Annotated in this window: 22 protein-coding genes; 5 read left to right on the top strand and 17 right to left on the bottom strand. The window is 70.5% G+C overall.

From position 1 onward, the window contains the following. Positions 1 to 21 precede the first annotated feature (21 nt). From QSK18_RS16780 to QSK18_RS16755, 6 genes are all read right to left on the bottom strand, one after another. A complete protein-coding gene (locus QSK18_RS16780; RefSeq protein WP_232814316.1) occupies positions 22 to 519 on the bottom strand; it encodes a hypothetical protein in 498 nt (165 codons plus the stop codon). Beyond that, entirely contained in the window at positions 516 to 791 is a 276-nt protein-coding gene (locus QSK18_RS16775) for a hypothetical protein (RefSeq protein ID WP_232814317.1), read from the bottom strand. The genes QSK18_RS16780 and QSK18_RS16775 overlap by 4 nt, the downstream gene beginning before the upstream one ends. A gap of 1 nt (position 792) precedes the next feature. Continuing rightward, a complete protein-coding gene (locus QSK18_RS16770; RefSeq protein ID WP_232814318.1) occupies positions 793 to 1,185 on the bottom strand; it encodes a hypothetical protein in 393 nt (130 codons plus the stop codon). A gap of 13 nt (positions 1,186 to 1,198) precedes the next feature. Then, complete coding sequence (locus tag QSK18_RS16765; protein ID WP_352396570.1) at positions 1,199 to 2,323, bottom strand: hypothetical protein; 1,125 nt, start codon at positions 2,321 to 2,323, stop codon at positions 1,199 to 1,201. 27 nt (positions 2,324 to 2,350) lie between these two features. Beyond that, positions 2,351 to 3,175, bottom strand: coding sequence for a hypothetical protein (locus tag QSK18_RS16760; protein ID WP_232814320.1), 825 nt, complete (start codon positions 3,173 to 3,175; stop codon positions 2,351 to 2,353). Between the two features lie 244 nt (positions 3,176 to 3,419). Next, positions 3,420 to 4,439: a phosphotransferase family protein gene (locus QSK18_RS16755; protein WP_232814321.1), complete on the bottom strand. Its 1,020-nt coding sequence runs from the start codon at positions 4,437 to 4,439 to the stop codon at positions 3,420 to 3,422. A 318-nt stretch (positions 4,440 to 4,757) separates the two neighbouring features. Here QSK18_RS16755 and QSK18_RS16750 point away from each other — a divergent pair, with 318 nt between their 5' ends. Both QSK18_RS16750 and QSK18_RS16745 read left to right on the top strand, forming a co-directional pair. Then, entirely contained in the window at positions 4,758 to 5,300 is a 543-nt protein-coding gene (locus QSK18_RS16750) for a hypothetical protein (protein WP_285620183.1), read from the top strand. A gap of 95 nt (positions 5,301 to 5,395) precedes the next feature. After that, entirely contained in the window at positions 5,396 to 5,680 is a 285-nt protein-coding gene (locus QSK18_RS16745; protein ID WP_285620181.1) for a hypothetical protein, read from the top strand. Positions 5,681 to 5,850: 170 nt separating this feature from the next. Here the strand turns inward: QSK18_RS16745 and QSK18_RS16740 are convergent, their stop codons facing one another. The 9 genes from QSK18_RS16740 to QSK18_RS16700 form a co-directional block, all read right to left on the bottom strand. After that, the gene (locus QSK18_RS16740) at positions 5,851 to 8,985 is read right to left on the bottom strand and encodes an efflux RND transporter permease subunit (RefSeq protein ID WP_285620179.1); all 3,135 of its coding nucleotides are present in this window, start codon (positions 8,983 to 8,985) and stop codon (positions 5,851 to 5,853) included. 73 nt (positions 8,986 to 9,058) lie between these two features. After that, positions 9,059 to 9,778 carry a TetR/AcrR family transcriptional regulator gene (locus QSK18_RS16735; RefSeq protein WP_232814325.1) on the bottom strand — a complete coding sequence of 240 codons (720 nt, stop codon included), beginning with the start codon at positions 9,776 to 9,778 and terminating at the stop codon, positions 9,059 to 9,061. Between the two features lie 92 nt (positions 9,779 to 9,870). Beyond that, positions 9,871 to 11,214, bottom strand: a complete 1,344-nt coding sequence (locus QSK18_RS16730; protein ID WP_285620176.1) for a DUF4153 domain-containing protein — start codon at positions 11,212 to 11,214, stop codon at positions 9,871 to 9,873. 356 nt (positions 11,215 to 11,570) lie between these two features. Then, positions 11,571 to 12,668, bottom strand: a complete 1,098-nt coding sequence (locus QSK18_RS16725) for a HAMP domain-containing sensor histidine kinase (protein ID WP_232814327.1) — start codon at positions 12,666 to 12,668, stop codon at positions 11,571 to 11,573. Then, entirely contained in the window at positions 12,665 to 13,378 is a 714-nt protein-coding gene (locus QSK18_RS16720) for a response regulator transcription factor (protein ID WP_269811071.1), read from the bottom strand. The genes QSK18_RS16725 and QSK18_RS16720 overlap by 4 nt, the downstream gene beginning before the upstream one ends. A 36-nt stretch (positions 13,379 to 13,414) precedes the next feature. Next, the gene (locus tag QSK18_RS16715) at positions 13,415 to 14,566 is read right to left on the bottom strand and encodes an AI-2E family transporter (protein WP_502894207.1); all 1,152 of its coding nucleotides are present in this window, start codon (positions 14,564 to 14,566) and stop codon (positions 13,415 to 13,417) included. Positions 14,567 to 14,777: 211 nt separating this feature from the next. After that, positions 14,778 to 15,242: a nitroreductase/quinone reductase family protein gene (locus QSK18_RS16710; protein WP_232814330.1), complete on the bottom strand. Its 465-nt coding sequence runs from the start codon at positions 15,240 to 15,242 to the stop codon at positions 14,778 to 14,780. A 57-nt stretch (positions 15,243 to 15,299) separates the two neighbouring features. Beyond that, complete coding sequence (locus QSK18_RS16705; protein ID WP_285620167.1) at positions 15,300 to 16,490, bottom strand: RNA polymerase sigma factor; 1,191 nt, start codon at positions 16,488 to 16,490, stop codon at positions 15,300 to 15,302. A 26-nt stretch (positions 16,491 to 16,516) separates the two neighbouring features. Then, a complete protein-coding gene (locus tag QSK18_RS16700; RefSeq protein WP_285620165.1) occupies positions 16,517 to 16,891 on the bottom strand; it encodes a YciI family protein in 375 nt (124 codons plus the stop codon). 138 nt (positions 16,892 to 17,029) lie between these two features. Here QSK18_RS16700 and QSK18_RS16695 point away from each other — a divergent pair, with 138 nt between their 5' ends. From QSK18_RS16695 to QSK18_RS16685, 3 genes are all read left to right on the top strand, one after another. Beyond that, complete coding sequence (locus tag QSK18_RS16695; protein WP_285620163.1) at positions 17,030 to 18,313, top strand: sensor histidine kinase; 1,284 nt, start codon at positions 17,030 to 17,032, stop codon at positions 18,311 to 18,313. Continuing rightward, complete coding sequence (locus QSK18_RS16690) at positions 18,310 to 18,990, top strand: response regulator (protein ID WP_285620161.1); 681 nt, start codon at positions 18,310 to 18,312, stop codon at positions 18,988 to 18,990. The genes QSK18_RS16695 and QSK18_RS16690 overlap by 4 nt, the downstream gene beginning before the upstream one ends. A gap of 147 nt (positions 18,991 to 19,137) precedes the next feature. Further along, positions 19,138 to 21,315, top strand: coding sequence for an MMPL family transporter (locus QSK18_RS16685; RefSeq protein WP_285620159.1), 2,178 nt, complete (start codon positions 19,138 to 19,140; stop codon positions 21,313 to 21,315). A 6-nt stretch (positions 21,316 to 21,321) separates the two neighbouring features. Here QSK18_RS16685 and QSK18_RS16680 read toward each other — a convergent pair whose 3' ends face one another. Both QSK18_RS16680 and QSK18_RS16675 read right to left on the bottom strand, forming a co-directional pair. Beyond that, on the bottom strand, positions 21,322 to 22,941 hold the full coding sequence (locus tag QSK18_RS16680; protein ID WP_285620157.1) for a PucR family transcriptional regulator: 1,620 nt from the start codon (positions 22,939 to 22,941) through the stop codon (positions 21,322 to 21,324). A gap of 153 nt (positions 22,942 to 23,094) precedes the next feature. Further along, on the bottom strand, positions 23,095 to 24,117 hold the full coding sequence (locus QSK18_RS16675) for a hypothetical protein (RefSeq protein ID WP_232814337.1): 1,023 nt from the start codon (positions 24,115 to 24,117) through the stop codon (positions 23,095 to 23,097). Between the last annotated feature and the right edge of the window lie 222 nt (positions 24,118 to 24,339).

The raw sequence follows: 24,339 nt of genomic DNA, 5'->3' as shown, positions 1-24,339 counted from the left end.
GGTCTCTCCTCACGTGGGTCCTTACAGCGGTGGGCCGGGGGTACGGGCGACCGGACTGGCCGGTGGGCTGGGACCGACCGCGGCGGTGGCGATCGCCAGCGCCAGGTCGGCCGCCTCCCCCGCCAGGGCGGTCAGGTTGGAACGGGGTACGTGCTGCAGGCTGATCGTCACGTCCAGGGCCTCCCGCTTGGACACGCTCTGGGTGACCCGTAGCTCGGTGATCTGCATGTCCAGGCTGATCGTCAGGCCCGAGACCACCGGGATCCCGGTCACCGCCAGCAGCGGTGCCGAGGCGGCGAGCAGGGCCCGCGAGGTCAGCGCCATCGCCTCCAGCGCCTTCTTCAGCAGCAGCCGCTCCGGGCCGAGCAGCACCGCCTCGATCGCGATCGTCTTCACCGTCGGCTGGGTGGCCTGCGACCAGCGGCTGCCGCGCACCCGCTCGATCTTGTAGCCCTGGCTCATCGACAGGCTCTGCACGTGGAACAGCGGCACCGCCCCGACCAGCACCGGCAGGCTCATCGCCGGCTCTTCAGTTCGCGCTCCAGCTCGGCGAACACGTGCGCGGCGACCTGCTCGACGGCGGCCGGGCGCAGCTCCCCGACCAGTTCGACCTCCACCGGGAACCAGTAGTTGACCACCGTCCCGCCCTCACCCACCGGGGCGAGAACGGCCTGACTGCCCGGTGCCGGGACGATGTACTCGCCCTCGTGCACCAACGCCAGCCCGGTCCGCTCAACCCGGTCGGCACCCGGTGGAACCGACCCGCTGTCGGGCCCCGAGGCGTCCTCCATCTCATTCCTCCACGCTGACCGTCAGCGCCATGCAGGAGAAGTTCGCCTGCGGCACCCCGTCGATGGTGATGTTGCTGGGCGTGGCCGAGGTGACCACGCAGCGGGCGAACTTCAGCGACTTGAAGGCCCAGTCGTCACCGGTCTTCTCGGCCACACTGACCGAGAACTCGGTGCCGTTGACGGCCAGCTCGGTCAGGTCGGCCACCGCCTCGGCCACCGCCGGCACGGTCATCGTGAAGGTCACGGTGAACGGCTGGCGCACGTAACCGGTGCTGTCGGCCTCGAGGCTGTGCACCACCGTGTGCGGCACGTTGAAGGTCGGGGAGAAGTTCGAGATCGGGGTGATCGTCTTGTCCCCGAGCTTGACCTCGAGGCGGGTGTTCCAGTCGGCCATGGGATTTCAGCTCCTACTCGAAGCGCAGGGTGATGGCGACGCGGTGGATCGCCCCGGCGTAGTCGACCGCGGCCAGCACCTCGGCGACCCGTTCGTTCTGGGCCTTGCTGATCTGGGTGCGCTCGCTCGGCGTGAGCGTGGCCGGGGGCTTGTCCAGCAGCGACAGGATCGGCACGGTGAGCGTGAACCCCTCGATCACCTCCTGGCGCACCAGCGGGTCGAGCACGGCCTCCATCTGGGCGATCAGCGCCCGCAGCCCCGAACGGCTGACCCGGGCGGTGCCGACCGAGCGGATCAGCTGGGCCTTGAGCAGGAACGACACGTTGTCGATGCAGCGCACGATGTCGATGTACTTCTTGCCGCCCGGGTTCCCGGTGTACCCCTCACCCAGGTAGATCCCCTGCCCGGGGATCAGCGGCGGGTCGACCAGCCAGTTGACGCCGGCTCCGGCCGGTCCGCTGCTGAAGGTCTCACTGCCGTTCAGCGCGGTGATCTCGGCTCCGGTGAACGGGGCGCTGCTGACGTTGACCTGCTTCAGCAGCATCGAGACGTGCGGCTCGTAACCGGCGATCGTGCCCGCCACGGCGGCGGCGACGTCCTGCGCGGACTTGTGCGCGACGTACACCATCCGTTCGTGGGCCAGAGAGCCGGCAACAATGGACGGGTCGGTGTCACCTTGGGTGAGCATGGCCACCCCGATGCGTTCCAGTCCGTCACCGCCGCTGGTCGAGACCTCGCTGACGTGGGTGGCCAGCGCGTGGATCGCGCCCTCCTCCGCACCGGAGGCGTCGTCCAGCGGGGTGTCGGCCACACACACGATCTGCACGTCCAGCGTGGACAGGCTCTCCAGCGCGGCCGGCCAGTCCGGGTCGTCGGCGTCGACCCGCACCCCCTGCACCACCGTCGGGCCCGGGCTCTGGGCGAAGCACAGCGCGATCGAGTCGCCCAGCGTGCCCGGCGCCCGCCGGCGCGCCTCGGAGGGGTCGGCGAACAGGATCGGGGCGTTGACCTCGAGCAGGTCGTCGGGCGGGTCGTCGTCCGGGGTCACCGCCCCGACGACGGCGATGTTGCCGAAAGCGCGCACGGCCGGGGCGAACAGGTCGGCGACCGGATTGACGCGGATGTAGCGCACGGGCATCTGCTCGGCCCTCTCTCACGACGGGTGTCAGTTGGTCTCGCTGAACAGGCACAGCACCTGCTCGCGGGCGAAAAGCTCTTGCACGAGCTCGGTCTGCAGGCCCTCGGCCCGGGCCTGCGCCGCATCCAGCACCACGGCCACCGCCAGCGGCCGGTCCGGGCGGCCCAGCAGCGCGTCCTTCACCCCACCGCGGGTCTGCGCCGCCACCTCACGCACCGTGCGGGCCCGGCGCAGTGCCTCGGTCAGGCCCAGGCCGGCCTCGATCAGCACGGCGAGTTCGAACTCCACGTCGTGCTGGTTGCGCGGGTCGGCCGGGTCGAAGGGTTCCGGCGCCCGGAACCGCACCTCGGTGATCAGGTACTCGAACGCCTCCCGCAGGTCCTCCACGGTCTGCAGGCGGTGCCGGGCCATGAAGTCGTCGACGTCGATGTAGCGGAACTGCTCCCGGAACTCCTCCAGGGTGGCGAAGTCGTCCATGCTCTTCGCCAGCACCGACTCGACCCCGCCCGGATCGGTTTCCGCGACCAGCGTGACCCGCAGCCGGGCCAGCAGGTCCACCCACACCGGATCCACACCGCCCCGGTTCTCCACCGCCACCTCGGTGACCACGTAGGAGGGCTGCGTGCGTGTCCAGGTGCCCACCTGCCGGGCGGCCGGGAACAGCGGCAGCTGCACACGCAGCTCAGGAACCGCTACCTGACTGATGCTTTCGAGGCGCACATGCTCCAGGTCGTGCACCGACGCCAGCAGCATTCCCAGCGCCTGCGGATCGGGCGCAGGAGTGGACAGTTCCACCGCCAGGCGCGCCGGGTCTCCCAGCCGCAAGAGGGTCCGATCGACGAAACCGCCCATCCCACGCCTCCTCCGGCCGCTCTTGGAACAGTCAGCATCGACCGGCGAGGAGGATCTTGGGGATACGCAGAAATACGTATTGCGGCGCTACAGCGCCGCAGGCGAGAGCCCGGATCACGTGCTCTCCGGAGGTATTTCTGCCGGGGGCCAACCACTTCCGGCTCGCGCTCGCGGCCCAACGCATTCTTGCCGACGATCGTTCGGTCCGCCTTTTCGGGCGGACCCTGCCCCTTCGGCGGGTCACCTACCAGGTGAGTCGATCCAGATGGTTGCGACCGGACATCAGCCACGTGATGCGCTCCTGCGCCGCTTCCCGCGTCTCGGGCCGGGGGTGGCGTGCGTACAACGCGAGCTCGACGTACAGGTCGTAGAAGTCCAGCCGCTCGCGCAGATGCTCGCGCTCGAACAGCTCCGGATACGCGCCGTGCAACCAGCCGGGAACGTCCGCGAGTGCGCCCTCGTCGAGCCCCGTTTCGTGAGGTGCGGGTGGGAACTCGCGCGCCCGGGCACACCAGCGCAGGAGAGTGTCGAGCTCGGCATCGGCCGGCTGGGCCAGCGCCTCGGCGAAGTCGATGAGCCCGGTGACACGCCCCTGATCGACGATCACGTTGGACCCGTGCAGATCGCCATGGACCAGCACGGGCTCGTCGGCGGCGAACAACGTCAACCGCTCCTGGACCCAGCCGGCAACCTCCGTGAGCAGGCGCGGGTCATGACCGGGCAGCTGCCGGGCGGCCTCGACGTGCTGCAGCGTCGCCCCCACCACGGGCGGGTGGAACGCAGGCCAGGGCCCCCCACTCAGTGCGCCGGCCAGCCAGGGCGGCAGCAGATCGGCCGGGGCCTGGATGCGGTGGAGCGCGCGCAACGCTGAGCCGAGGCTTTCGATCATCGCCTGCCGAGTGGCGCTGTCCGCAGCCGGCCACGCTTCGTGCAGGGTCTGGCCGGGCAGTCGTTCGGAGATGTACCAGGGCCCATCCGGACCGTCGCCGTGGGAGAGCAGCCGAGCGTGCGGGACCTCGCTGCCCGCCAGCAGGCTGACGACGGCGGCTTCGTGCCGGTACGCGTCGCGGTGCCGTCTGTCGGTGTTCAGCCGTACGACGTACTCATCGCCGACCCACGCCCGGCTCACCCAGCCGGCCTTGAGGTGGAACTTCCCCGTGGCGTGCAGGCCCGCCGCCTCCAGTGTCCGCAGCAGCACCGGGTCGCCGAACGGTGTCGGGTGGGTCATCTCGGTGCTCCTCAGCGGGCCGACAGCGTCATCCACGTAACGATGATCGGCCCTCGATCGCGATCCGCCGGGTCGGCACCGGCTCACCCGTCCGTCAGAACCGCACCCACACCACCGGCGGGTGGAACGCAGGCCACCGCGCACCGGCCAGAGAGCGGGAGCGGATCGGCCTTAACCGGAACGCGGTGAACAGCACGCAGCGCTGAGCCGAGACTGCCGCCTTTCGCGCGGTGAATGAGCCGCCTGCCGGGTTCGGCCGTCCCAGAGGCAGAACTGCTCCGCAGCGCCCTCTTGGCATTCGGCTCGACCAACGGTGTGGCCGAGGTTGCGCGGCAGGCCGCTACCGTCGCACGGGTGCGGATTCCCCTCTCGACCCCGGCCGCCCTTCTGATCACCGGCACGGTGGGTTCGGGTAAGTCGACCACTGCTCAGGCCATCGGTGGGCTTCTGCGTAAGGATGCGATCCCCCACGCCGTCATCGATCTCGACGCTCTGCGCAACGCCTGGCCCAGCCCTGCCGACGACCCGTTCCACGAACGCCTGATGCTGGCCAACCTGGGCGCCGTAGCCCGCAACCACGTGGTCGCCGGCGCAGTTCGCCTGGTCGTGGCCGGGGTTCTGGAGGATCTTGCGCAGCGGCCGCTGTACGAGCAGGCCGTCGGGATGCCGCTGTCGGTGTGCCGTCTGCGCCTTGACCTTGCCGATGTTCAGGCCCGTCTGCATCGGAGGCACCGCGACGATCTCGAGGCCCTGAACTGGCATCTGCAGCGCAGTGGGGAGCTGGACGCCGTCCTCGACGCAGCCGAGGTCGCTGATGTCGAGGTGGCCGTGAAGGCTGAGCAGACTCCGGCCCAGGTGGCGCAAGCGGTCGTCCGCGCCGTCGGCTGGACCAGCTGAGCGGAGATTGTTGGAGTCATGAGACCGACGAGCGAATGAGCGGGTGAGCCATGGCGGCTGTTGGGGACGTGTGGCGGCTTCGCTGCGAGGGACGCGTGGTCGCCGAGCTCCACGTGACCCAGATGGATATGCCGTGGATCCGTGCCCGCGTGGAACGGCTGGCCGGCTTCGAGGCCTTTGCTCCGCTGTATGCCGAGGACATCCGGCTGCTCGAGACCCTCGAGGAGGAGGCCGCGGAGTGGAGCGCGCACTACGACCTCATCGAGGGCGCGACCCAGTTGCTCTACCCGGACGGCACTGAGGTGCCGGAGTACCTCCTGCACATCGATGGCGACGAAGCCCGGTGGCGGCGGCACCACGAGCCGTTTCAGGAGCACTGAGTCGCCTCGCCCCGAACAGTGCCCTGCGAGCACGGCTCGGCCCCGAGAAGGTCCCCAACGAGGAACGGCCCGCCCAGCAGCCGAAGCTGCCGAGCGGGCCGTTCCGTCCTCAGGCTCGTTCTACGCCGAGCCCTCCTACATCGAGCCTGGGCTCAGATGACTGCCGGGGCTCAGGCGTGGCCGGCCGTGACCGGCTCGGCCGGGGCCGGGTCCTGGTCGTTGCCGGCCTTCTTCGCCTTCTTGGCCGCCCGTTTCGCGGCCCGCTTCTCCTTGCCGCCCTCGACCAGCGTGTACAGGCTGGGCACGAGCACCAGGGTCAGCACGGTGGCGCTGGTCAGGCCGCCGATCACCACCACGGCCAGGGGCTGGGAGATGAACCCGCCGTGCCCGGTCAGGCCCACCGCCATCGGCAGCAGGGCGAAGATGGTGGCCAGCGCCGTCATCAGGATCGGGCGCAGACGGTGCCGCCCGCCCTCGACCACGGCCTGCTGCAGCGGCATGCCCTCACGCCGGTACTGGTTCACCAGGTCGATCAGCACGATCGCGTTGGTGACCACGATGCCGACCAGCATCAGCATGCCGATCAGGGCCGCCACACCCAGCGGGGTGTTGGTGAGCAGCAGCAGGATGATGGCGCCGGTGGCCGCGAACGGGATGGACACCAGCAGCACCAGCGGCTGCACCAGGCTGCGGAAGGTGGCCACCATGACCACGAACACGATGACGATCGCGGCCAGCAGCGCCAGGCCGAGCTGGCCGAACGCCTCTTCCTGCTCGGCCGAGGCCCCACCGATCGTGTAGCTGGCACCCGCCGGAAGCTCCAGCGCCTCGAGCTTCTCGGTGACCGAGGAGGTGGCCGCACCCAGGTTGTCCGGGTTGGTCGGCGTGCCGCTGACCGTGGCGCTGCGTGCGCCGTCGATCCGGGTGACCTGCACCGGGCCGGGCTGCTCACGCACGACCGCGATCTCGGACAGGCGCACCGGGCCCTGGGCGGTCGGGATCTGGATCTTGCGCACGTCGGCGATCGTGGCCGGGGCCTCGGTGCCGCTGCTGATCACGATGTTCTGCTGAACGCCGTCGATCGTGACCTGACCGGCCTGCGAACCGCGGAAGGCATTGGAGACCAGCCCGCCCACGGCCTGCTCGGTGAGCCCGGCCGCGGCGGCCGCCTCGGGGTCGACCTCGACCTCGACGCGCGGGATCTCCTCGGACAGGTCGCTGGTCACGTCCTTCAGCTCGGTGACCTCGGCGACCGCCTCGCGCACCTGCTCGGAGGCCTGGGAGAGCACCTCGGCGTCACCGGCCTGCACCTGCACCTGGATGTCGCTGGCGCCGAAACCGCCCTGGGCGCCGCCCACGACCACGTCGCCGACGTCCTTGAGGGCGCCGATCCGGTCCTCGAGGCGGGTGGTGACCTCCTCGATCTCTGCGTCCTCGTTCACGGTCAGCGAGAAGGTGGCGCTGTTGGCGTTGCCGCCCAGGCCGGGGATCGCCCCGCCGCCCACGGTGGCCTGGTAGGACTCGAGCTCACCCTCCTGGGAGAGCACCTGCTCGACCTTCTTGGCCGCCGCGTCGGTGGTCTGCAGGCTGGTACCGGCCGGCAGGGTCTGGGTGACGTTGATCGTGTTCTGCCCGGACTGGTCCAGGAAGTTGGTCTTCAGCAGCGGCACCATGGCCAGGGTGGCGGCCAGGATGACCACCGAGACGCCGACCGTGGTCCACCGCGTCCAGCGCTTGTCCACCGCGAAGTGGATCACCGGCACGTACATCCGCTGCAGGAAGCTCTTGCGTTCCTTCTCCTCGGCGGCGACCCGGATCTCGTCGGCGTGCTCGAGCTGCTCGGCGCTCGGCTGCTTCAGGAACCAGAAGGCCAGCACCGGCACGATGGTCAGCGAGACCAGCAGCGAGGCCAGCAGGGCCACGCTGACGGTGATGCCGAACGGCTGGAACAGCTCGCCGATGATCCCGCCGACCAGGGTCAGCGGCAGGAACACGGCCACCGTGGTGATGGTGGAGGCGGTGATGGCACCGGCCACCTCACGCACCGCGGTGGTGATCGCGTGGATCTTCTCCTCGCCGTACTCCAGGTGCCGCTTGATGTTCTCCAGCACCACGATCGAGTCGTCCACGACCCGGCCGATGGCGATGGTCAGACCACCCAGCGAGAGCACGTTCAGCGAGATGCCGTCGACCCACATCACGATCAACGCGGCCAGCACCGACAGCGGGATCGAGACGGCGGTGACCAGGGTGGAGCGGATCGAGGTGAGGAACACCAGGATCACGATCACGGCCATCACCAGGCCGAGGACGCCCTCGGTGGCCAGCGACTCGACCGACTGCTCGATGAACGGGGCCTGGTCGAACACGGTGACCAGCTGGGCGTCCTGGCCCAGGGCGGCCTTCCACTCGTCCAGGTTGTCCTGGATGGCGTGGGAGATGTCGACCGGGTTGCCGTCGGGCGTGGAGGTGACCGAGATGCCCAGGCTGTTCTGGCCGTCGGTACGGGTCAGCGAGGTGGGCGGCACGTCGACCGACTCGACCGAGGCGATCGACTCCAGCGGGACCGCGCCCACGAAGACCTTGCGCAGCTGCTCGATCGTCGAGATCGCGCCGCCGACCTGCACGGTCAGCGACTGCGTGCCGTCGGCCACCGAACCGGCCGGGACGGCGGTGCCGGCGCTGGCCAGGGCCGTGGTGATGGCCTGGGCGTCGACCTTGGCCTTGGCCATCTTGGCCGGGTCGGGGGTGATGACGACCTGCCGGTCGGGAGCACCGGTGACCTCGGCCGTACGCACCCCGTCGATCTCGTTGATCTCGGGCACGACCAGCTGCTCGAGCTTGTCGGCGAGCGCGGTGGTGTCGCCGCCGGAGGCGGACAGCAGCACGGCGGGCAGGAAGTCGTCGGTGCTGCCGGCCAGGACCTGCGGGTCGGCACCGTCGGGCAGCTGTGAGCTGATCCGGGTGATGGCCGTCTGCATCCGGTTGCTGGCCTGGTCGATGTTGGTGCCGTACTCCAGCTCGACCTGGACCGTGGCGAAGCCCTCGGAGGCGGTGGAGACCACCCCGGTCACCCCCGGGACGCCGCGTACGGCACCTTCGAGGGGCTCGACGAGCTGGGACTCCACGGTGTCGGGGGCCGCGCCGGAGTAGGTGGCGGTGACGAACGCCGCCGGGAACTCCAGCGAGGGCAGGAGCTGCTGTTTGAGGGACGGGATGGCCAGGAGGCCGAACCCGGTGATGGCTAGCGACACCAGCAGGACCAACGCGCGGTTGGCCAGGCTGAGCCGGGTCAGGACGGACATGCCTGCGCTCTCTTGTCTGGGGGAAGGGGCCAGCTTGTCTGGGGTAAAGGGCTGGCTTGTCTGGGGCAAGGGGCTAGGGAGTCGGGCGGGACGAGGGATCGGGACCGGCTTCGTTGCCGTCGGCGTGATGGCGCCCGGACCTGATCGCAATCGCCGGATCAGGTTCCTGAGGGGCCGGATCGGGGAACCCGGCGGCGAGCAGGTCGAAGGTCTCGGCCACGAGGACGGCCGCTTCGCCGGCCCGCCCGCCCTGGTGCCAGCGGCGCAGGGTGGCGTGGAAGGCGGAGGCCCCGACGAAGGCCAGCAGCCCGGGGAAGGCGTGGTCGGCCGGGACCCGCACCCGCTCGGCGATCACGTCGGCCAGGTTGGCCAGCGCGGTCTCGCTGCTGGCCATCAGCCGGGGGAAGAGCTCGGGGTTGCGCTCGAGCACCTTCATCCGCAGGGCGAAGACCTCGGGGTGGTGCTCGATCTGCTCCACCTCGTGCACCAGGCCGTACCGCAGCGCGGCCAGGGCGCTGAGCTCGGGCGGGGCGGCGCGCACCCGCTCGCACAGCCGCGCGGCCTCGTCGGCCTGATCGCTGACCAGGGCGTCTTCCTTGGTGGCGAAGTAGTTGAAGAAGGTGCGCTGGGAGACCCCGGCCGACTCGCTGATCGCCTCGACGGTGACGTGCTCGAAGCCGTAGTCGGCGATCAGGCTGAGGGCGGCGTGCACGAGGGCCTTGCGCGTGGCGACCTTTCGGCGCTCGCGCAGGCCCGGCACGCGAACGGCCTCGCCCCCACCCCCGTCGTCCATGCGACGAGAGTAGGGGCGATCTTGCAGCCTCTGCAAGTTTGCAGTTTATGAACGTTTCGCCAACGGGAGCTGAGCCGCCGCCCCCTGGTACCTCACCCTCGCCCGGACGACCCCGGGATCACGTCCGACACGCACGCAGGCGCGGTAACGATCTGGTCCTCGATCAGCCCCTGGGCCCGCGAGTGCGCGAGATTCCAGGCGTACCAGGGCCGGTCCCACGTGGTCGCGGACAGCACGCACGGCCGTACGTCCTTGGGTAGTTCCATCAGCGCCGGCACCGCATCCTCGGACAGTTGCGACAGGTAGTAGGCGTCCAGGTCGTGCCCCTGCTCGAAGCGATGAACGTTGGCCGTGGCCACCAGCGCGTCCGGGCCGGCCACCGCCAGAGCCAGCAACCCCAGACCGGCGGAGCCGATGGCCAGCCGCGGCAGCCAGTCGGTGCGCCGCAGCAGCCAGGTCAGGCCCACCGCGAGCAGCAGAACAACCACCCACAGCTCGAAGGCGCCGGCGTTCAGCCGGGCCACCGTCCAGCCGTACTCGTCCTGGTAGAGCCACAACCGGCTGAGCGCTGACACGGCCAGCAGCAGGGTCAGCGCCAGCAGCGTGCCGGCCCCGGCCCCCAGAAGCCGCCGGTGCTTCCCGCCCGCCGAGCGCCCCGACCAGGCGATCAGCAGCAGCACCAGCACGGTGACCACGATCAGCTGCCCGAAGCCTTCCCGGGCCCGCGCCGCATGACCCACCGTCGAGCCACCGAACAACTGCCCGGCCTCGACCGCCAGGAACGCCGCGATCGTGGCTGCGACCAGCACCAGCGGCACCATCCACTCGGCCGGGTGCCGGCCCTTCACCACACGCGACCGCTGCTTCAGGGTGCTCGAGGCGGCGAAGCCCAGCGCCAGCACGAACAGTGTCACCAGCACCAGGACGACCACCCGCCCCACCAGCAGGTCGGTCGGCGGCTCCTCGATCCGGAACCATTCCCCGACCGACGAGAGCAGGGACGCGAACTTGGCGTCCGCACTGGCCAGCAACGCCCCGATCACTCCCGCGCAGGCCACGCCCACTCCCACGCCGGTGAGCACCGCGACCGGAGCCTGGACCGGAAGACGCCGAGGAGTGTTGCGCTGCAGCGTGATCCCGGCCCACGGGACCGCCCGGATCACCGCCTCGAGCATCAGCGGCCCGGTCCCCAGAAGCGTGCTCCACTGCCGTACCCCCAGAGCGGCGGCGGCCGCGAGCGCAGCAGCGGCCAGTACGCAGACGAACGACAGCCATTCGCTGGCCCGCACCACCGACACCGCGCTCAGCAGCACCGCGAGCACGACCAGCGCCACGCTGAACAGCCGCGATTGCACGTCGGTCACCGGCCTCGGCCGCACCGACAGCAGCACACCGCCGGCGATCAGCAGCGCGACCGCGAAGATGTTGATTCCCATCTCGGCGTCCGGGATCACCAGGGCTGCAACCGCTCCGGCCCCGACCGCCGCCAAGGGCAGAGCCAGCCGGGGCGGCGCCGGTTCGGCCCAGTGATCACGTGGCCAGATCGGAGGCAGCGGCTCCCCGGCCCCCGGATCCCAGGCCCCCGAGGAAACGGCCCTGGGAGAACCGCCGGTCGAAGCCGCTGTCGTACTCGCCACCACGGTCCCCGTCACTGCCGGGCCCGTACCGGCAGTCGCCGAAGCGCTCCCCTGCGCGGCAGCACTCTTACCGGCGCCCGCCGAAGCATTCGCCGCCGCAGCACTTTCGGCCGCGGAACCCTTTGCCTTTGGCCCATCGTTCATGAGCCATCACGCTAGGACCGCCGCTGGGAGCGTTCCGGGGTGATCATGTGAGGATTCTGTGAAGGAATCTCCACACGAATCCGGCATCCGGCCCCGTCCGAGTCCACCACGTCGATCCGCCCGCCGTGCAGCACCACCACCCACCGCGCGATGGCCAGGCCCAGCCCCGTGCCCCCGTCCTGCCGCGAATCCCCCGGCTCCCCCGAGGCAAACCGCTCGAAGACGCTGTTCCAGCGTTCGCGGGGTATGCCCGGCCCGTTGTCGGTCACCTCGAGAACCAAACTTGAGGACGTTTGTCCCGCCCGCGCGCGGACGCTCACCTCTCCCCCGTCCCCGGCATGGCGGGAGGCGTTGTCCAGGAGATTGGTGAGCACCTGGGCCATCCGCCGGGGATCGAGGTCGGCGACCAGGTCCGGCGGCACGTCGACGGTGATCGAGGCGCCAGGCCGGGCCAGTCTCACCTCGGCCACCACCGGCTGGACCAGGTCGTCCACCGGCACCGGCCTGCGGTGAAGGGTTTCGGCCCCGCCGTCGGTGCTGGCCAGAGTGAGGAAGTCGGTGAGCAGCCCACCCAGCCGCTCGACCTGCCCCAGCACCTCGGCCAGGGCCTCGGGATCAGCCGGGCGCACCCCGTCCACCAGGTTCTCGACCTGTGCGCGCAAAGCCGCCACGGGCGTCCGCAATTCGTGACCGACGTCGGCCAGCAACCGCCGACGCTGCCGGTCGGCCGCCTCCAGCTGCGTGGCCATCGTCGTGAAGGCCCGCGCCAGCTCGCCGACCTCGTCGCGGCTGTTGGTCTGCAGGGCCGGGAACGGCCGTCCCGCGGCCAGTTCGCGGGCCGCCGCCGTCATCTGGCGCAGGGGCAGGGTCATCCCGTGCCCCACCAGCTGGCTGACCACGAGCACGATCAGGCTGGCCCAGATCATCCCGTAGCGCACCCGCCAGCCCAGCACCACCACCGCGTACCAGGTGACTCCGGCCGTGACCACCAGGTTCAGCCCGACCAGGAGGGCGAACTTGAGCTTGATCGAGGGCACCGGGTCCAGGGGGCGCCAGCGGTCCCAGAAGCGCACGATCCAGTCCCCGGCCGCCTGCCAGGTCCCGCTCATGAAGGTTCCAGGGCGTATCCGACCCCGTGCACCGTTCGGATGCGTTCGGGGCCGATCTTGCGGCGCAGCGTCTTCACGTGCGAGTCGACGGTGCGCGAGGCGCCCGAGGTGGGCGGGTCGGGCCAGGCCCAGACCTCGGCCAGCATCTGTTCCCGGGTGACCACCCGCCCCGGCCGCTGGGCCAGGGCGTGCAGCAGGTCGAACTCGGTGCGCGTCAGGTGCACCTCCTGCCCGGAAAGCTCGACCCGGCGCCCACCGACGTCCACCATCAGGCCCTTACCGAGGTCCAGTTGTTCCGACCGGGAGACCTTGGCGCGGGCCAGTTCCTCGGCCCGCTGCACCCGCCGCAGCAGTGCCCTCACCCGGGCCACCAGTTCGCGGGGGCTGAACGGTTTGGTGAGGTAGTCGTCGGCGCCGACGCCCAGCCCGATCAGCCGGTCGGTCTCGTCGGCGCGGGCGGTGAGCATGAGCACCGGTACCGGGCGTTGTGCCTGAACCCGCCGGCACACTTCCAGGCCGTCGAGGCCCGGCAGCATCACGTCGAGCACCAGCAGGTCCACGCTGTCGTCGAAACGCTCTACCGCCACCCGCCCGTCGTGGCAGACCTCGACCGCGAACCCCTCCGCCTCCAGCCGGCGCCGCAGCGCATCGGCGATGACCGGGTCATCCTCCACCACCAGAACACGCTGCACAGGGCGAACGTACGGCATCCCGGCGGGCGGGTTCACGCCCGCCGGGAGAAGGAATCAGTCGCGGCGGAACCAGTCCCGCAGCCGGTTGGCGGCCGCCGGGCGGTCGCTGGGGTTCTCCGTTGCCGGCGGGTCGTCGGTCTCGCGGGGGCCGTCGGTCTCCGCGACCACCGGCACCACGTCCTGCTCCCCCACCTCGGGTGAGGGGTGGTGCAGGTTGTGCTCGGGGGGCAGTTCCTCGGTGGGCTCGGAAAGCTGCTCGCGCAGGTAGCCCCAGATCACGGCGATCAGGCCGGCCACCGGCACGGCCAGGAGGCTGCCGACGATGCCCATCAGGCTTCCGCCGAGGGTCACGGCCAGCAGGATGACCGCCGCGTGCAGGCCCAGGCCCCGGCTCTGGATGATCGGCTGGAAGACGTTCCCCTCCAGCTGCTGCACCAGCAGGATGATGCCCAGCACGATCAGCGCCGCGGTGAAACCGTTGAACACCAGGGCGATCAGCACGGCCACGAAGCCCGCGAACAGCGCCCCGACGATCGGGATGAACGCGCCCAGGAAGGTCAGCACGGCCAGCGGCAGCACCAGCGGCACGCCGACCAGCCACAGCCCGATACCGATGAAGACGGCGTCGAGCAGACCGACGAACGCCTGCGAGCGCACGAACGAGCCGAGCATGTACCAGCTGCGGGTGGCCACGATCGGCACGTCCTGGGCCAGCCGGCCGGGCAGCTGCCGGGACAGCCACGGCAGGAAGCGGTAGCCGTCCTTCAGGAAGAAGAACATCAGGAACACCGCCAGAACGGCGGTGATCAGGCCGTTCACGATGGTGCTGACCCCGGTCAGGGTGACGCTGATGATGTCGCTGACGCTCTCCTGCACCCGCGCGACACCGGCGTCGACCGCCTCGTTGACCTGGTCGTCCTCGATGTTCAGGGGCGGCCCGGCCATCCAGTCACGGGTCTGCTGGATGCCCTGCTGCACACCGTCGGCCAGCTCCCCCGACTGCGAGGACACCGGCACCACGATCAGCACCACGGCCCCGGCCACGACCAGCAGGCCCAGGAGCGTGGTGACGCTCGCGGCCAGCGCGGCCGGCCAGCCATGGTTGCGCAGGAAGCGCGAGACCGGCTCGGTCAGCGTGGTCAGCAGCAGAGCGATCACCAGCGGCCAGATCACCGACCAGGACGCGTTCAGCACACGGATGAACATCCACAGGCCGAACAGCACCACCACGATCTTGGCGGTGCTCCAGGCGGCGGCAGTCAGCGCGCGGTTGGCTTTGGCGGCGCTCATTGAACTTGGCATCACCGGCGGAGTCTGCACTGGTGACGGGCTGACCGCACTCTCGCAGGGCACTCGTTTGCCGTGTCTTGTCCAGGTCGTGACCTGAATGGATCATGTGCACCGGCGGACGGGCCCGTCAGCGCGGCTGGAGTACGACCACCGCCGTACGTCCCGGCCGCTGGGCGGCGTAGGCGTCGAGGTGAGGATCCAGTTCCAGCCACCGCGCCCACAGCCGCTCCCGTTCCGGCCCTTCCACCTCCCGGGCCAGCACCGGGCGACCTCGCCCGCCGGTTCCGGCCAGGTCGGCCACGGCCTCGGGCTGGGCGCGCAGGTTCAGCAGCCAGGCCGGATCGGGCGCGGCCACACCGTTCAGCGCCACCACGCACAGATCGGGCCCGTCGGCCAGGTACGAGAGCATGACCGACCGGGAATGCCCACTGTGACGGCCGGTCGTGGTGAGCCGCATCAGCCCCTCGTGCCCCGGCCGTTGCACCCGCAGCCCTTTGCGCCCGCCGGTCAGGACGTACAGCCGCCGGTGGGAACGCCAGAACGAGCGCATCACCCAGCGAGGTGGAAGTTTCGGCGTCTTACTGGTGGCCATCGGTGCTCCTTGATCAGCGTCGTTCAGGACGCTACGCGCCGACAACGAGCGCTCACATCAGGTACGGCCCTGATTCGCCCCCTGCGCATTGAGATAACGCTGTTCGGCGATGCTCGTGGCCAGCTCGGCCGCGCGCGCGTACTTGGCCCTGGCCGCCTGCTCCTGCCCGGCCGCCCGCAGCAGGTGCGCATGTACGGCGTGAACGCGGTGCTGGCGCCGCAGCGCCGGATCCTCGAGCAGAGGCCTGATCATGGCGAGCGCCTCGGCCGGCCCCCGTGTTTCGGCGACCGCGACGGCGTGGTTCAGGGTGAGAACCGGGCTCGGCGTCAGCCGCTGCAGCATCTCGTACAGCAGGACGATCTGCGGCCAGTCGGTCTGCGCCGCGTCTTTCGCTTCGGCGTGCACCGCGGCGATGGCGGCCTGCAGTTGGTAGGGGCCGACCGGTCCGGTGGGCAGGGCGGTTTCGAGCAGATGGACGCCCTCGGTCACCATCGCGGTGTCCCACCGGGTGCGGTCCTGGTCGGTCAGGGTGCGCAGGTTGCCGTGTGCGTCCAGGCGCGCAGCCCGTCGGGCGTGGGTCAGGAGCATCAGGGCCAGCAACCCGGTGATCTCGGTGTCGGCGGGCAGCCGGGTGTGCAGCTGGCGGGTGAGCCGGATGGCCTCGGCGGCGAGTGTGCTGTCGGTGAGCTCGGTGCCGGTGGTGGCAGTGTGGCCCTCGGTGAAGATCAGATAGAGGACGTGTGCCACGGCGCGGATGCGATCGGGCAGTTCGTGGGGTGGCGGGCTGGTGAAGCGGGCATCCGCCTGCCGTAGGCGGGTTTTGGCGCGGGTGATGCGGCGGGTCATGGTGGCCTCGGGCACCAGGAACGCCCGGGCGATCTGGGCGGTACTCAGCCCGCCGACCGCCCGGAGGGTGAGGGCGACCTGCAGGTCGGGGCTGAGCGCGGGGTGGCAGCACAGAAGCAGCAGGGTCAGCGAGTCGTCCGTGTCCGGCGCGGCCTCCGGCCCCGGCTGTACGGCCAGACGTTCCTCCCGCCGCAGGCGGGCGTCCTCACTGCGCCTGTGATCGATCAGGCGCCGCTCGGCCACCCGGATCAGCCACCCCCGGGGACGCTCCGGGATCCCCTGCGCCGGCCACTGCACGTGCGCATCGGCCAGGGCCTCCTGCAGCGCGTCCTCGGCCGCCTCGAAGTCACCGAACTTGCGTACCAGCGCAGCCAGGACGTGCGGCGCACACTCGCGCCACACGTCCTCTGCTGTTGTGTCGGTCGGCGTCACTGCATCCCAGGGCGCAACTCGATCGTGCCCCCGGGCTGGGCGAACTGCGCCGCGATCTCCTCCGCGCGTTCGCGCGTGGCGGTGTCGATCACGAAGAACCCGGCCAGCTGCTCCTTGGCCTCGGCGTAGGGACCGTCGGTGACCAGGTGACCCTGCGGGCTCCACCCGTACAGCGTCGACGTGGCCGGGGCCGCGAGCGCCTCGGCGTGCACCAGTTCGCCGGACTCCGAGATCTCCCCCAGCAGGTCCTCGAACGCCTTGTCCGCCGCCTCGTGCTCCTCCGGGGGCAGCGCCTTGCCCTCCGGGGTGAAACGCGAGGTGGGGTGGCCCCAGGGGTCGGGGTTGGAGTGGATCAGGATGACGTACTTCAAGACTGGCTCCTGTCGCTCTGGGCTCGCCTCTGCCGCGGCCTCGAGGGTACGTCGGAGCCGGTGCTGCGATCCGGACACCTGCTCAGCCGATACCTTCCCCGGTGGACGCAACCGCAGGACAGCCGTCCGGAGTCCGGCGTGGAAAGGGTGCTCGTGAACTTCGTGTCCAGGTCGTGGACCTGGCTCTCGGCCGGCAGCCTCTTCGTGCTCGGCGGCGAGGCGTACGGGGCGCTCAGCGGCCCGGACGCCCCGAGCGTGCACCTGTCGCTCCTCGTCGTCCTGGCCCAGTGCCTGCTCGTGTGGCTGCGCGTGCCCGCCGCCCGGGCCTGGATCCTGGGGATCTTGCTGTTCCTGGTGTTCATCGTCTCCGGCGACGGCCCGGCGACCGGCCTGGGCATGTGCCAGCTGCTGCTGCTGAACGCCGTGGCCTCCCTGCCGCGCTGGCGGGCGGTGACCGCCGCCGGGACCACGTTCGCCGTCGGCTGCCTGGTGATGGCGCTGCACGAGCCGTTCCCGGTGCTCGGCCTGGAGACCATCACGCTGATCATCTGGACGGCCGGGGCGGCCGGGATCGGCACCGCGCTGCGCTCACGGCGTCAGTACGTCGCAGCCGTGGAGGAACGAGCGCGCTGGGCCCTGGAGACCCGGGAGGCCGAGGCCCACCGCCGGGTGGCCGAGGAACGCCTGCGCATCGCCCGCGACCTGCACGACGTGCTGGGTCATCAGGTCGCGGTGATCCGCCTGCACACCGGGCTGGCCCGGCGCACGCTGCACAGTTCTCCCGAGCGGGCCGAGAGTGCCCTGCGCGAGGCCGAGTCGGCCACCCAGATGGTGCTGCGGGAGATGTCCAGCATGCTGAAGGTGCTGCGCGACAGCGAGTTCGACGGGCCGGCCCCGCCGGCCCAGGGCCTGGACGACATCGACACGCTGGTGCAGACCCTGCGTAAGGGTGGGATGGACGTGCTCCTGCACCGCCGCGGCGACACGGAGCGGGTGCCGGAACTGGTCGCCATGACCGCCTACCGGGTCTCGCAGGAACTCCTGACCAACGCCCGCCGGCACGGCGCCGGCCCGGTGACCCTGACCCTGGACATCGACGCCGACGTCCTGCGGCTCCGGTCCCACAACGCCGTTCCCGCCGCCGACACCGCCGTGGCCCGGGAACGGGATGTCACCCGTGATCCGGAGGGCGGCTACGGTCTGATCGGCATGCGCGAACGGGTGCGGACGCTCGGTGGCCGGCTGTCCGTCTCCCGGCGGGACGGGACGTTCACGGTCACCGCCGAACTGCCCCTGAGCATCGACGCTCCCGGAACCACCGACGTCCTCGAGCCCGTCGACACAAACGCAACCACCGACGTCCTCAAACCCGCCGACGCAAACGCAACCACCGACCGTCCTGAAGAAAGAGACGCACCATGACCGGGGACGTCCGTGTCCTGATCGCCGACGACCAGGCCCTGATCCGGGTGGGGATGCGCGGCATCCTGGAGTCCGAGCCGGGACTGGCCGTGGTCGGGGAGGCCGCCGACGGTGCGGCCGCGGTGCGCGCCGTGCGGGCCGGTGGCGTGGACGTCGTGCTGATGGACCTGCGCATGCCCGGCACCGACGGGATCGAGGCGACCCGGCAGATCCTGGCCGACCCGGGCCTGTCCCCCGGCGTCGCCGTCCTGGTCCTGACCACCTTCGAGACCGACGCCGACATCCTGTCCGCAGTGGGCGCCGGGGCCAAGGGCTACCTGGGCAAGGACGCCGACCCGGAGACCGTGATCGACGCCATCCGGGTGGTGGCCCGCGGCCACTCGCTGCTCTCGCCGCGGGCCATGGCCACCCTCGCCTCCCGGGCCGGCTCCGCCCAGCCGGCCCGCCCGCGCCGCCCGGACGCCCTGGACGTGCTGACCGGCCGCGAACTGGAGGTCGTGGTCCTGGCCGCCAAGGGCCTGACCAACGACGAAATAGCCCTTCACTTCACCATTTCCCCGCTGACGGTCAAGACCCACGTCAACCGGGCGATGAGCAAGCTGGGTGTCAGTGACCGGGCCGCGCTCGTGGTCGCGGTGTACGACAGCGGCGTACTCGACGTACCGCCGCAGCAGTAGGGCGCCCAGCACTACCGCCGCCGGCGTACACGCAGATCCCTTACGCAGACGACGACAGCACCTGCCCCAGGCCGCGATCGTGAGCAGGCCCCCGCGTGGTGAACGACCATCACGCCCTCTTCCTTGCTCAGAAAGCGGCTCTTTCACGTGGCCCGACTTCTCTACCGGCTGGGCGTGTTCTGCGCCCGCCGCCGCCCCCTCGTCTTCGCGATCTGGCTCCTGGCCGCGGTCGGCCTCGGTGTCGGCGCGGCCACCGGCAGCCAGTTCAGCGACGGCGGCTTCTCCATGCCCGGCTCGGAATCCAGCCGCGCCCTGGATCGCATGGAAACGCACTTCCCCGCGGCCCAGGAGAGCGAGGACACCGGCAGCCTGCAACTGACTCTCACCAGCCGTACGGACTCCCCGATCGGCGTGGGCGCGAACCGGCGCGCGGTCGAGCAGATCCTGGAGCAGGCTGCCGGCCTGCCCAACGTGGCCGCCGTGAGCGACCCCTTCGACCGGCAGATGCCCTACGTCTCACCGGACAAGAGCACCGCCGTGGCCACGATCAGCCTGACCGGCGTCACCGACGACAACGCCGAGGCCCTGCACGAGCAGGTCGTGGACCTCGCCGAGCAGGCTCAGGGGCTGGACGTCGAGGTCGGCGGTTCCCTCGGGGCCGGGGGCGCCGGGGAGGGCGGGCACGCCAGCGAACTGGTCGGCATCGCCCTGTCGTTCGTGGTCCTCCTGGTCACCTACGGCTCGCTGGTCGCGGCTGGCGCCAACATCCTGATGGCACTGGTCGGTGTGGCCGTAGGCCTGCTGGGCGTCCTGGCCTTCTCGGCCCTCCAGCCGATCAGCAGCACCACCCCCACCCTGGCCCTGATGATCGGCCTGGCCGTCGGGATCGACTACTGCCTGTTCATCCTGGCCCGCACCCGCAACGAACTGCGGGAGGGCCGATCCCTGGAGGACGCGATCGGACGGGCCGCCGGTACCGCCGGATCGGCCGTGGTGTTCGCCGGTACCACGGTGATCATCGCCCTGGCCGCGCTGTCGGTGGTCGGCATCGGTTTCCTCACCGAGATGGGCCTGGCCGCTGCCTTCACCGTCCTCGTCGCCGTGCTGGCCGCCCTCACCCTGCTGCCGGCTCTGTCCCGGTCGATGGGCCCCCGCATGATGCCGCGTAAAGAACGTCACGGTCGTCAGACGAGGAATGCGGACCGCCTGACCTTCCTCGAGCGGTGGATCGCGATCGTGGTGCGCCGCCCGGCCGTGGTCGCCGTCTCGGTGATCGCCGCCCTGCTGGTGCTGTGCATCCCGGTCCTGTCCATGCAGACCGCCCTCAGCACACCCGGCGGTGAGGACCCGGACAGCACCCAGCGAGCCGCCTACGACCTGATCGCCGAAAAGTTCGGCGCGGGCGCGCAGGACCCGCTGATCGTGCTGCTCGAGGGCGAGGACGTCCAGGCTCAGGTCGGGCCGGTGACCAGCACGATCCAGAGCCTGCCGGACGTCGCCCGGGTCACCCCCGCCGGCGTCAGCGAGGCCGGTGACGCCGCCATTCTCCAGATCACCCCCGCCAGCGGGCCAATCGACGAAAGCACCTACCAGCTGGTGCGGGACATCCGCTCTGCAGCATCGGATCTCGACGGCGTCCAACTTTCGGTGACGGGGCAGACCGCCATCGACATCGACCTCAACCACGCCCTCAACCAGGCCCTGATCGTCTACCTGATCCTGGTCGTCGGCCTGTCGCTGCTGCTGCTGATCGTGCTGTTCCGCTCGATCCTGGTGCCGGTGATCGCCACCCTCGGGTTCCTGCTGTCGGTGGGCAGCGCGTTCGGTGTGACCGTGGCCGTGTTCCAGTGGGGCTGGCTCAGCGGCCTGTTCGCCGCCCCGTCCGGCAACCCGCTGCTGACCTTCATGCCGATCCTGATCGTCGGCATCCTGTTCGGCCTGGCGATGGACTACCAGGTGTTCCTGGTCTCCCGGATCCACGAGGCCCACCGGCACGGGATGCGCCCGGTAGAAGCCATTCTCGACGGGTTCGGCCGCACCGCCATCGTGGTCGCGGCGGCCGCGCTGATCATGACCTCGGTGTTCGGCGCCTTCGCCATCGCACCCATGTCGATCATCGCCTCGATCGGCCTGGCCCTGACCGCGGGGGTCCTGGTCGACGCCTTCGTGGTGCGGATGATCCTGGTGCCCGCCCTGCTCGCGCTGCTGGGTGAGACGGCCTGGTGGATGCCGCGCTGGCTGGACCGGGTGCTACCGCACATCGACGCCGAGGGGGAGTCGCTCGAGACGGACGAGCGCCGGGTTCCCGTGTCCACCGCCTACTGACGCAGGTCACCGGGCGCGGGCCTGGGCCAGGTCGTCGGCGATCAGGGCGACGTGCAGGGACACCCGGATCGACGGATTGTCCAGGTCCACCCCCAGCACCCGCTCGAGCTTGCTCAGCCGGTCGTAGAACGCCGCCCGGGACAGATGCAGGCCGGCGGCGGCCTCCGACTTGCTGGCCGGATGCTCCAGCAGGGCCCGCAGCACCGGCAGCAACTGGATCTGCTTGCCGGCCGGCGAACTGTCGTGCCGGCGCAGCGGTTCCAGCTCACGATCGACGAACAGCCGGACCCGCTCGTCCTCACCGAGGAGGGTCAGCAGGCCGTGCAGGTGAACGTCCGGCAGGCGGTGCACCGTCACCGCCTGACCGGACGGCCCACCGCCCGGGGCGACCGGCGGCACCGAGTCGGCCACGTGCCGGGCCTCGGCCATCGTCCGGTCGATCGCCTCAGGCACCATCACCGCCCGCCCCGCGCCCGCCACCATCGCCTGCCGCAGCCGGGCGGCGAGCCGGTCGACCAGCGGATCCGCCTGCGCCGAGGCCGGGATCGACAGCAGCAGCCGCACCTCCCGGTCGACCTGGGCCACCAGCGCCGGCACCTTGACCGCGTGCGCGGCCGCCACGACCGCGGCAATCACCTCGTCCAGGTTGTCCCGCCCACCCCCGAGCGCCGCAGGCCTGAGCACCACCCCGGCGAACTGACGCCGGGCGATCGGGAACCCCGCCAGCTCACAGCGGCGCACCAGATCGTCGTCCACCGGCTGGCTGGTCAGCGCCAGCAGAAGTTCGTGATGCCGCCGCCGGGAGGCATTCTCCTGGTCCCGGTCGCGCAGCCGGTGCAGGGCCAGCGAGGCCGCCGCCCGCTCGGCGACCGCGATCAGGCGCTGGGACGGCGGCTGCTCGGAACCGATGATCAGACGCCCCCAGGTCTGCTCCCGGCTGCCCAGCCGGGTGACCAGCCAGCCGTTCGCCTCGTCCCAGCTCGTGCGGCCGCTGACGCTGACCCGGGCCGAGCGGGCCCGCCAGCCGTCGAGGAAATCGGGGACGACCACCGGGCCGGGCAGGAAGTCGAGCGGACGGTGCTGGTCGTTCTCCAGCACCACCGGCGCACCCGCCAGCCGGCGCACCGCCTCCAGAACCTGCTGCGCCTCAGCCTGTTCGAAGCTCAGCTCGGTGAAGGTCTCGTGCACCCGCTCCGCCTCCCGCAACTGAGCCAACTGCTGGTCCACCACCGTCTCCCCCACCGTCTGGATCACCGCCGCGAACCTGACCTCATGGGTGAACGCCACCAGCGGCAGGCCCGCCTCGTCGCACGCCCCGACCAGAACCGGCGGAAGCGTGCCCTCCTGCCAGCGCCGCCCGTACTCCACCATCAGCCCGGCGCACCCGGCCTCGGCCAGGCTGTCGATGAACCCTTGGAGTCCGGCCCGGTCGCCGTCCGCCGGCAGACCGACCCCGGTGGTCAGGACCAGATCCCCGGCCCGCAGCAACGGCGCGATGTCGACCAGCTCGGTGGCGTGCACCCAGCGCACCGCCGCGTGCAGATTCACCTCTCCGGCCAGGACCACGGGGGCGCCCTGGCGGACCACGGGGAGGTTGAGCACGTCGGCCAGGGTCAGATGCAGCACGGGCGACAGTCTGCATGATCAACAGGCACTCAGGCGACACTTTGTCACCGTCGTGAGCTCCGCCATGCCTCGCTACGTGGGCCGCCCGGTGAACGTCAGGTCATCGCCACCCTGCGGGCCGGCTGATCCGCCCTACCAGCGGGTCGCGGTCATTCATGACGCCAGCAGATCGAAGTGGAACCCGATCGCGAAAAGGATGAACCCGGCCCAGCGGAGCCGGTGGGCCGGGCGGGCGGCGTCCAGAAGGTCAGCGACCACCGGTGCGCTCGCCGCGACAACTCCGTACCGCAACCACATCACGACTCTGCGGACGGTGCGCCCCGGCCCGGCGCTGTCCACCATGATGTTGAGCCACACCACCAACGTGGCGAACAGCAGCGCGAACTGCACGACGCGAGGGCCGCCTCGGTCCTGCGAAGTCCACGTGCCGACGGCTATGAAGGCGCTGATGGCCACCACGAACGACACGTAGGTCAAGGCTGGATGTCGTGGTGTGCGTGCAATAACGGCGTCCCACTGGCGGCGTTCGTCCTCGGTCAGGCCCGCCGTGATCAGTTCTTCGATTACTGAGGTGAGAAACGGCAGTTGCTCGGAGCAGATCCGTGGGTGTTCCGCGTGCCCGCAATGCTCACCGCGTTCTGCGGCGAAACGTTCGTGAGCGGCCAGATATTGCTCCTCGGTGAACGGAGCGTCATCTGGGACCGCCTGCCAACCGAACGAGCCGGGATCGCCCATGGCCGAGAAATACGTGGCCGAGGTGTCGTCGTAGCGAGCAGCAAACCGCACTCCGGTCAGGTGGCGCACCCTTTCCAATTCGTGGGCGAACTGGTTCTCGGCTCGAACCGATCGGAACTGCTCCACCTCGCGGGAGGCGCGGAGCCCCACAGCGCGCAGCTTCTCCGGGCCGACGAGGTCGAGCAGGACGGTCAGGCCGGCGACGAACTGCAGCACCTTGCCCACCCGCCCCCACCAGCCCAGGACGAGCGGCCACAGGAACGTGTCCGCCGAGACGTCCCGGGTCAACCAGTCGCCGACGACCTCCAGGTATCCGGTGGTCAGGACCCAGGTACCAGCGGCACATACCGCCACCATGCTCGCCCACGCCTTCCACCTTCTCGGCCGGCCCCCCGAGAGACCCGCCCGAACCTCTCCCGTCGCTACCTTGACCTCGACCATCAGACCCCCCGGTCTCGACCGCCCCGACCCGTCGGCGGGTGGCGCCCCTGATCCTGCCGACAGATACGCAGCGTGTCAGGCATTAGCCCGACGGGAATTGGCTCGACCGACCCGAGGCCTGCGACCCATGGACTCGCTCGATCGCCCAATGCGCCCACAATCAGGCTGGCTACCTGGGCCGGAATACTCAGGAACACGGCCGGCGCTGCGTTGATCGTGAGC

The sequence above is a fragment of the Kineosporia sp. NBRC 101677 genome, assembly GCF_030269265.1.
In the GTDB taxonomy this organism is placed as follows: Bacteria; Actinomycetota; Actinomycetes; order Actinomycetales; family Kineosporiaceae; genus Kineosporia; species Kineosporia rhizophila.
Note: the sequence above shows the minus strand (reverse complement) of the source record. Positions and strands in the feature narration are given on the sequence as shown.

Bases quoted from the DNA above. Each gene is read 5' to 3' on its own strand.
- QSK18_RS16780 (WP_232814316.1), bottom strand. From the start codon at position 519: ATGAGCCTGCCGGTGCTGGTCGGGGCGGTGCCGCTGTTCCACGTGCAG.
- QSK18_RS16775 (WP_232814317.1), bottom strand. From the start codon at position 791: ATGGAGGACGCCTCGGGGCCCGACAGCGGGTCGGTTCCACCGGGTGCC.
- QSK18_RS16770 (WP_232814318.1), bottom strand. From the start codon at position 1,185: ATGGCCGACTGGAACACCCGCCTCGAGGTCAAGCTCGGGGACAAGACG.
- QSK18_RS16765 (WP_352396570.1), bottom strand. From the start codon at position 2,323: ATGCCCGTGCGCTACATCCGCGTCAATCCGGTCGCCGACCTGTTCGCC.
- QSK18_RS16760 (WP_232814320.1), bottom strand. From the start codon at position 3,175: ATGGGCGGTTTCGTCGATCGGACCCTCTTGCGGCTGGGAGACCCGGCG.
- QSK18_RS16740 (WP_285620179.1), bottom strand. From the start codon at position 8,985: ATGTCCGTCCTGACCCGGCTCAGCCTGGCCAACCGCGCGTTGGTCCTG.
- QSK18_RS16735 (WP_232814325.1), bottom strand. From the start codon at position 9,778: ATGGACGACGGGGGTGGGGGCGAGGCCGTTCGCGTGCCGGGCCTGCGC.
- QSK18_RS16730 (WP_285620176.1), bottom strand. From the start codon at position 11,214: ATGGGAATCAACATCTTCGCGGTCGCGCTGCTGATCGCCGGCGGTGTG.
- QSK18_RS16725 (WP_232814327.1), bottom strand. From the start codon at position 12,668: ATGAGCGGGACCTGGCAGGCGGCCGGGGACTGGATCGTGCGCTTCTGG.
- QSK18_RS16720 (WP_269811071.1), bottom strand. From the start codon at position 13,378: ATGCCGTACGTTCGCCCTGTGCAGCGTGTTCTGGTGGTGGAGGATGAC.
- QSK18_RS16715 (WP_502894207.1), bottom strand. From the start codon at position 14,566: ATGTTCATCCGTGTGCTGAACGCGTCCTGGTCGGTGATCTGGCCGCTG.
- QSK18_RS16710 (WP_232814330.1), bottom strand. From the start codon at position 15,242: ATGGCCACCAGTAAGACGCCGAAACTTCCACCTCGCTGGGTGATGCGC.
- QSK18_RS16690 (WP_285620161.1), top strand. From the start codon at position 18,310: ATGACCGGGGACGTCCGTGTCCTGATCGCCGACGACCAGGCCCTGATC.
- QSK18_RS16675 (WP_232814337.1), bottom strand. From the start codon at position 24,117: ATGGTCGAGGTCAAGGTAGCGACGGGAGAGGTTCGGGCGGGTCTCTCG.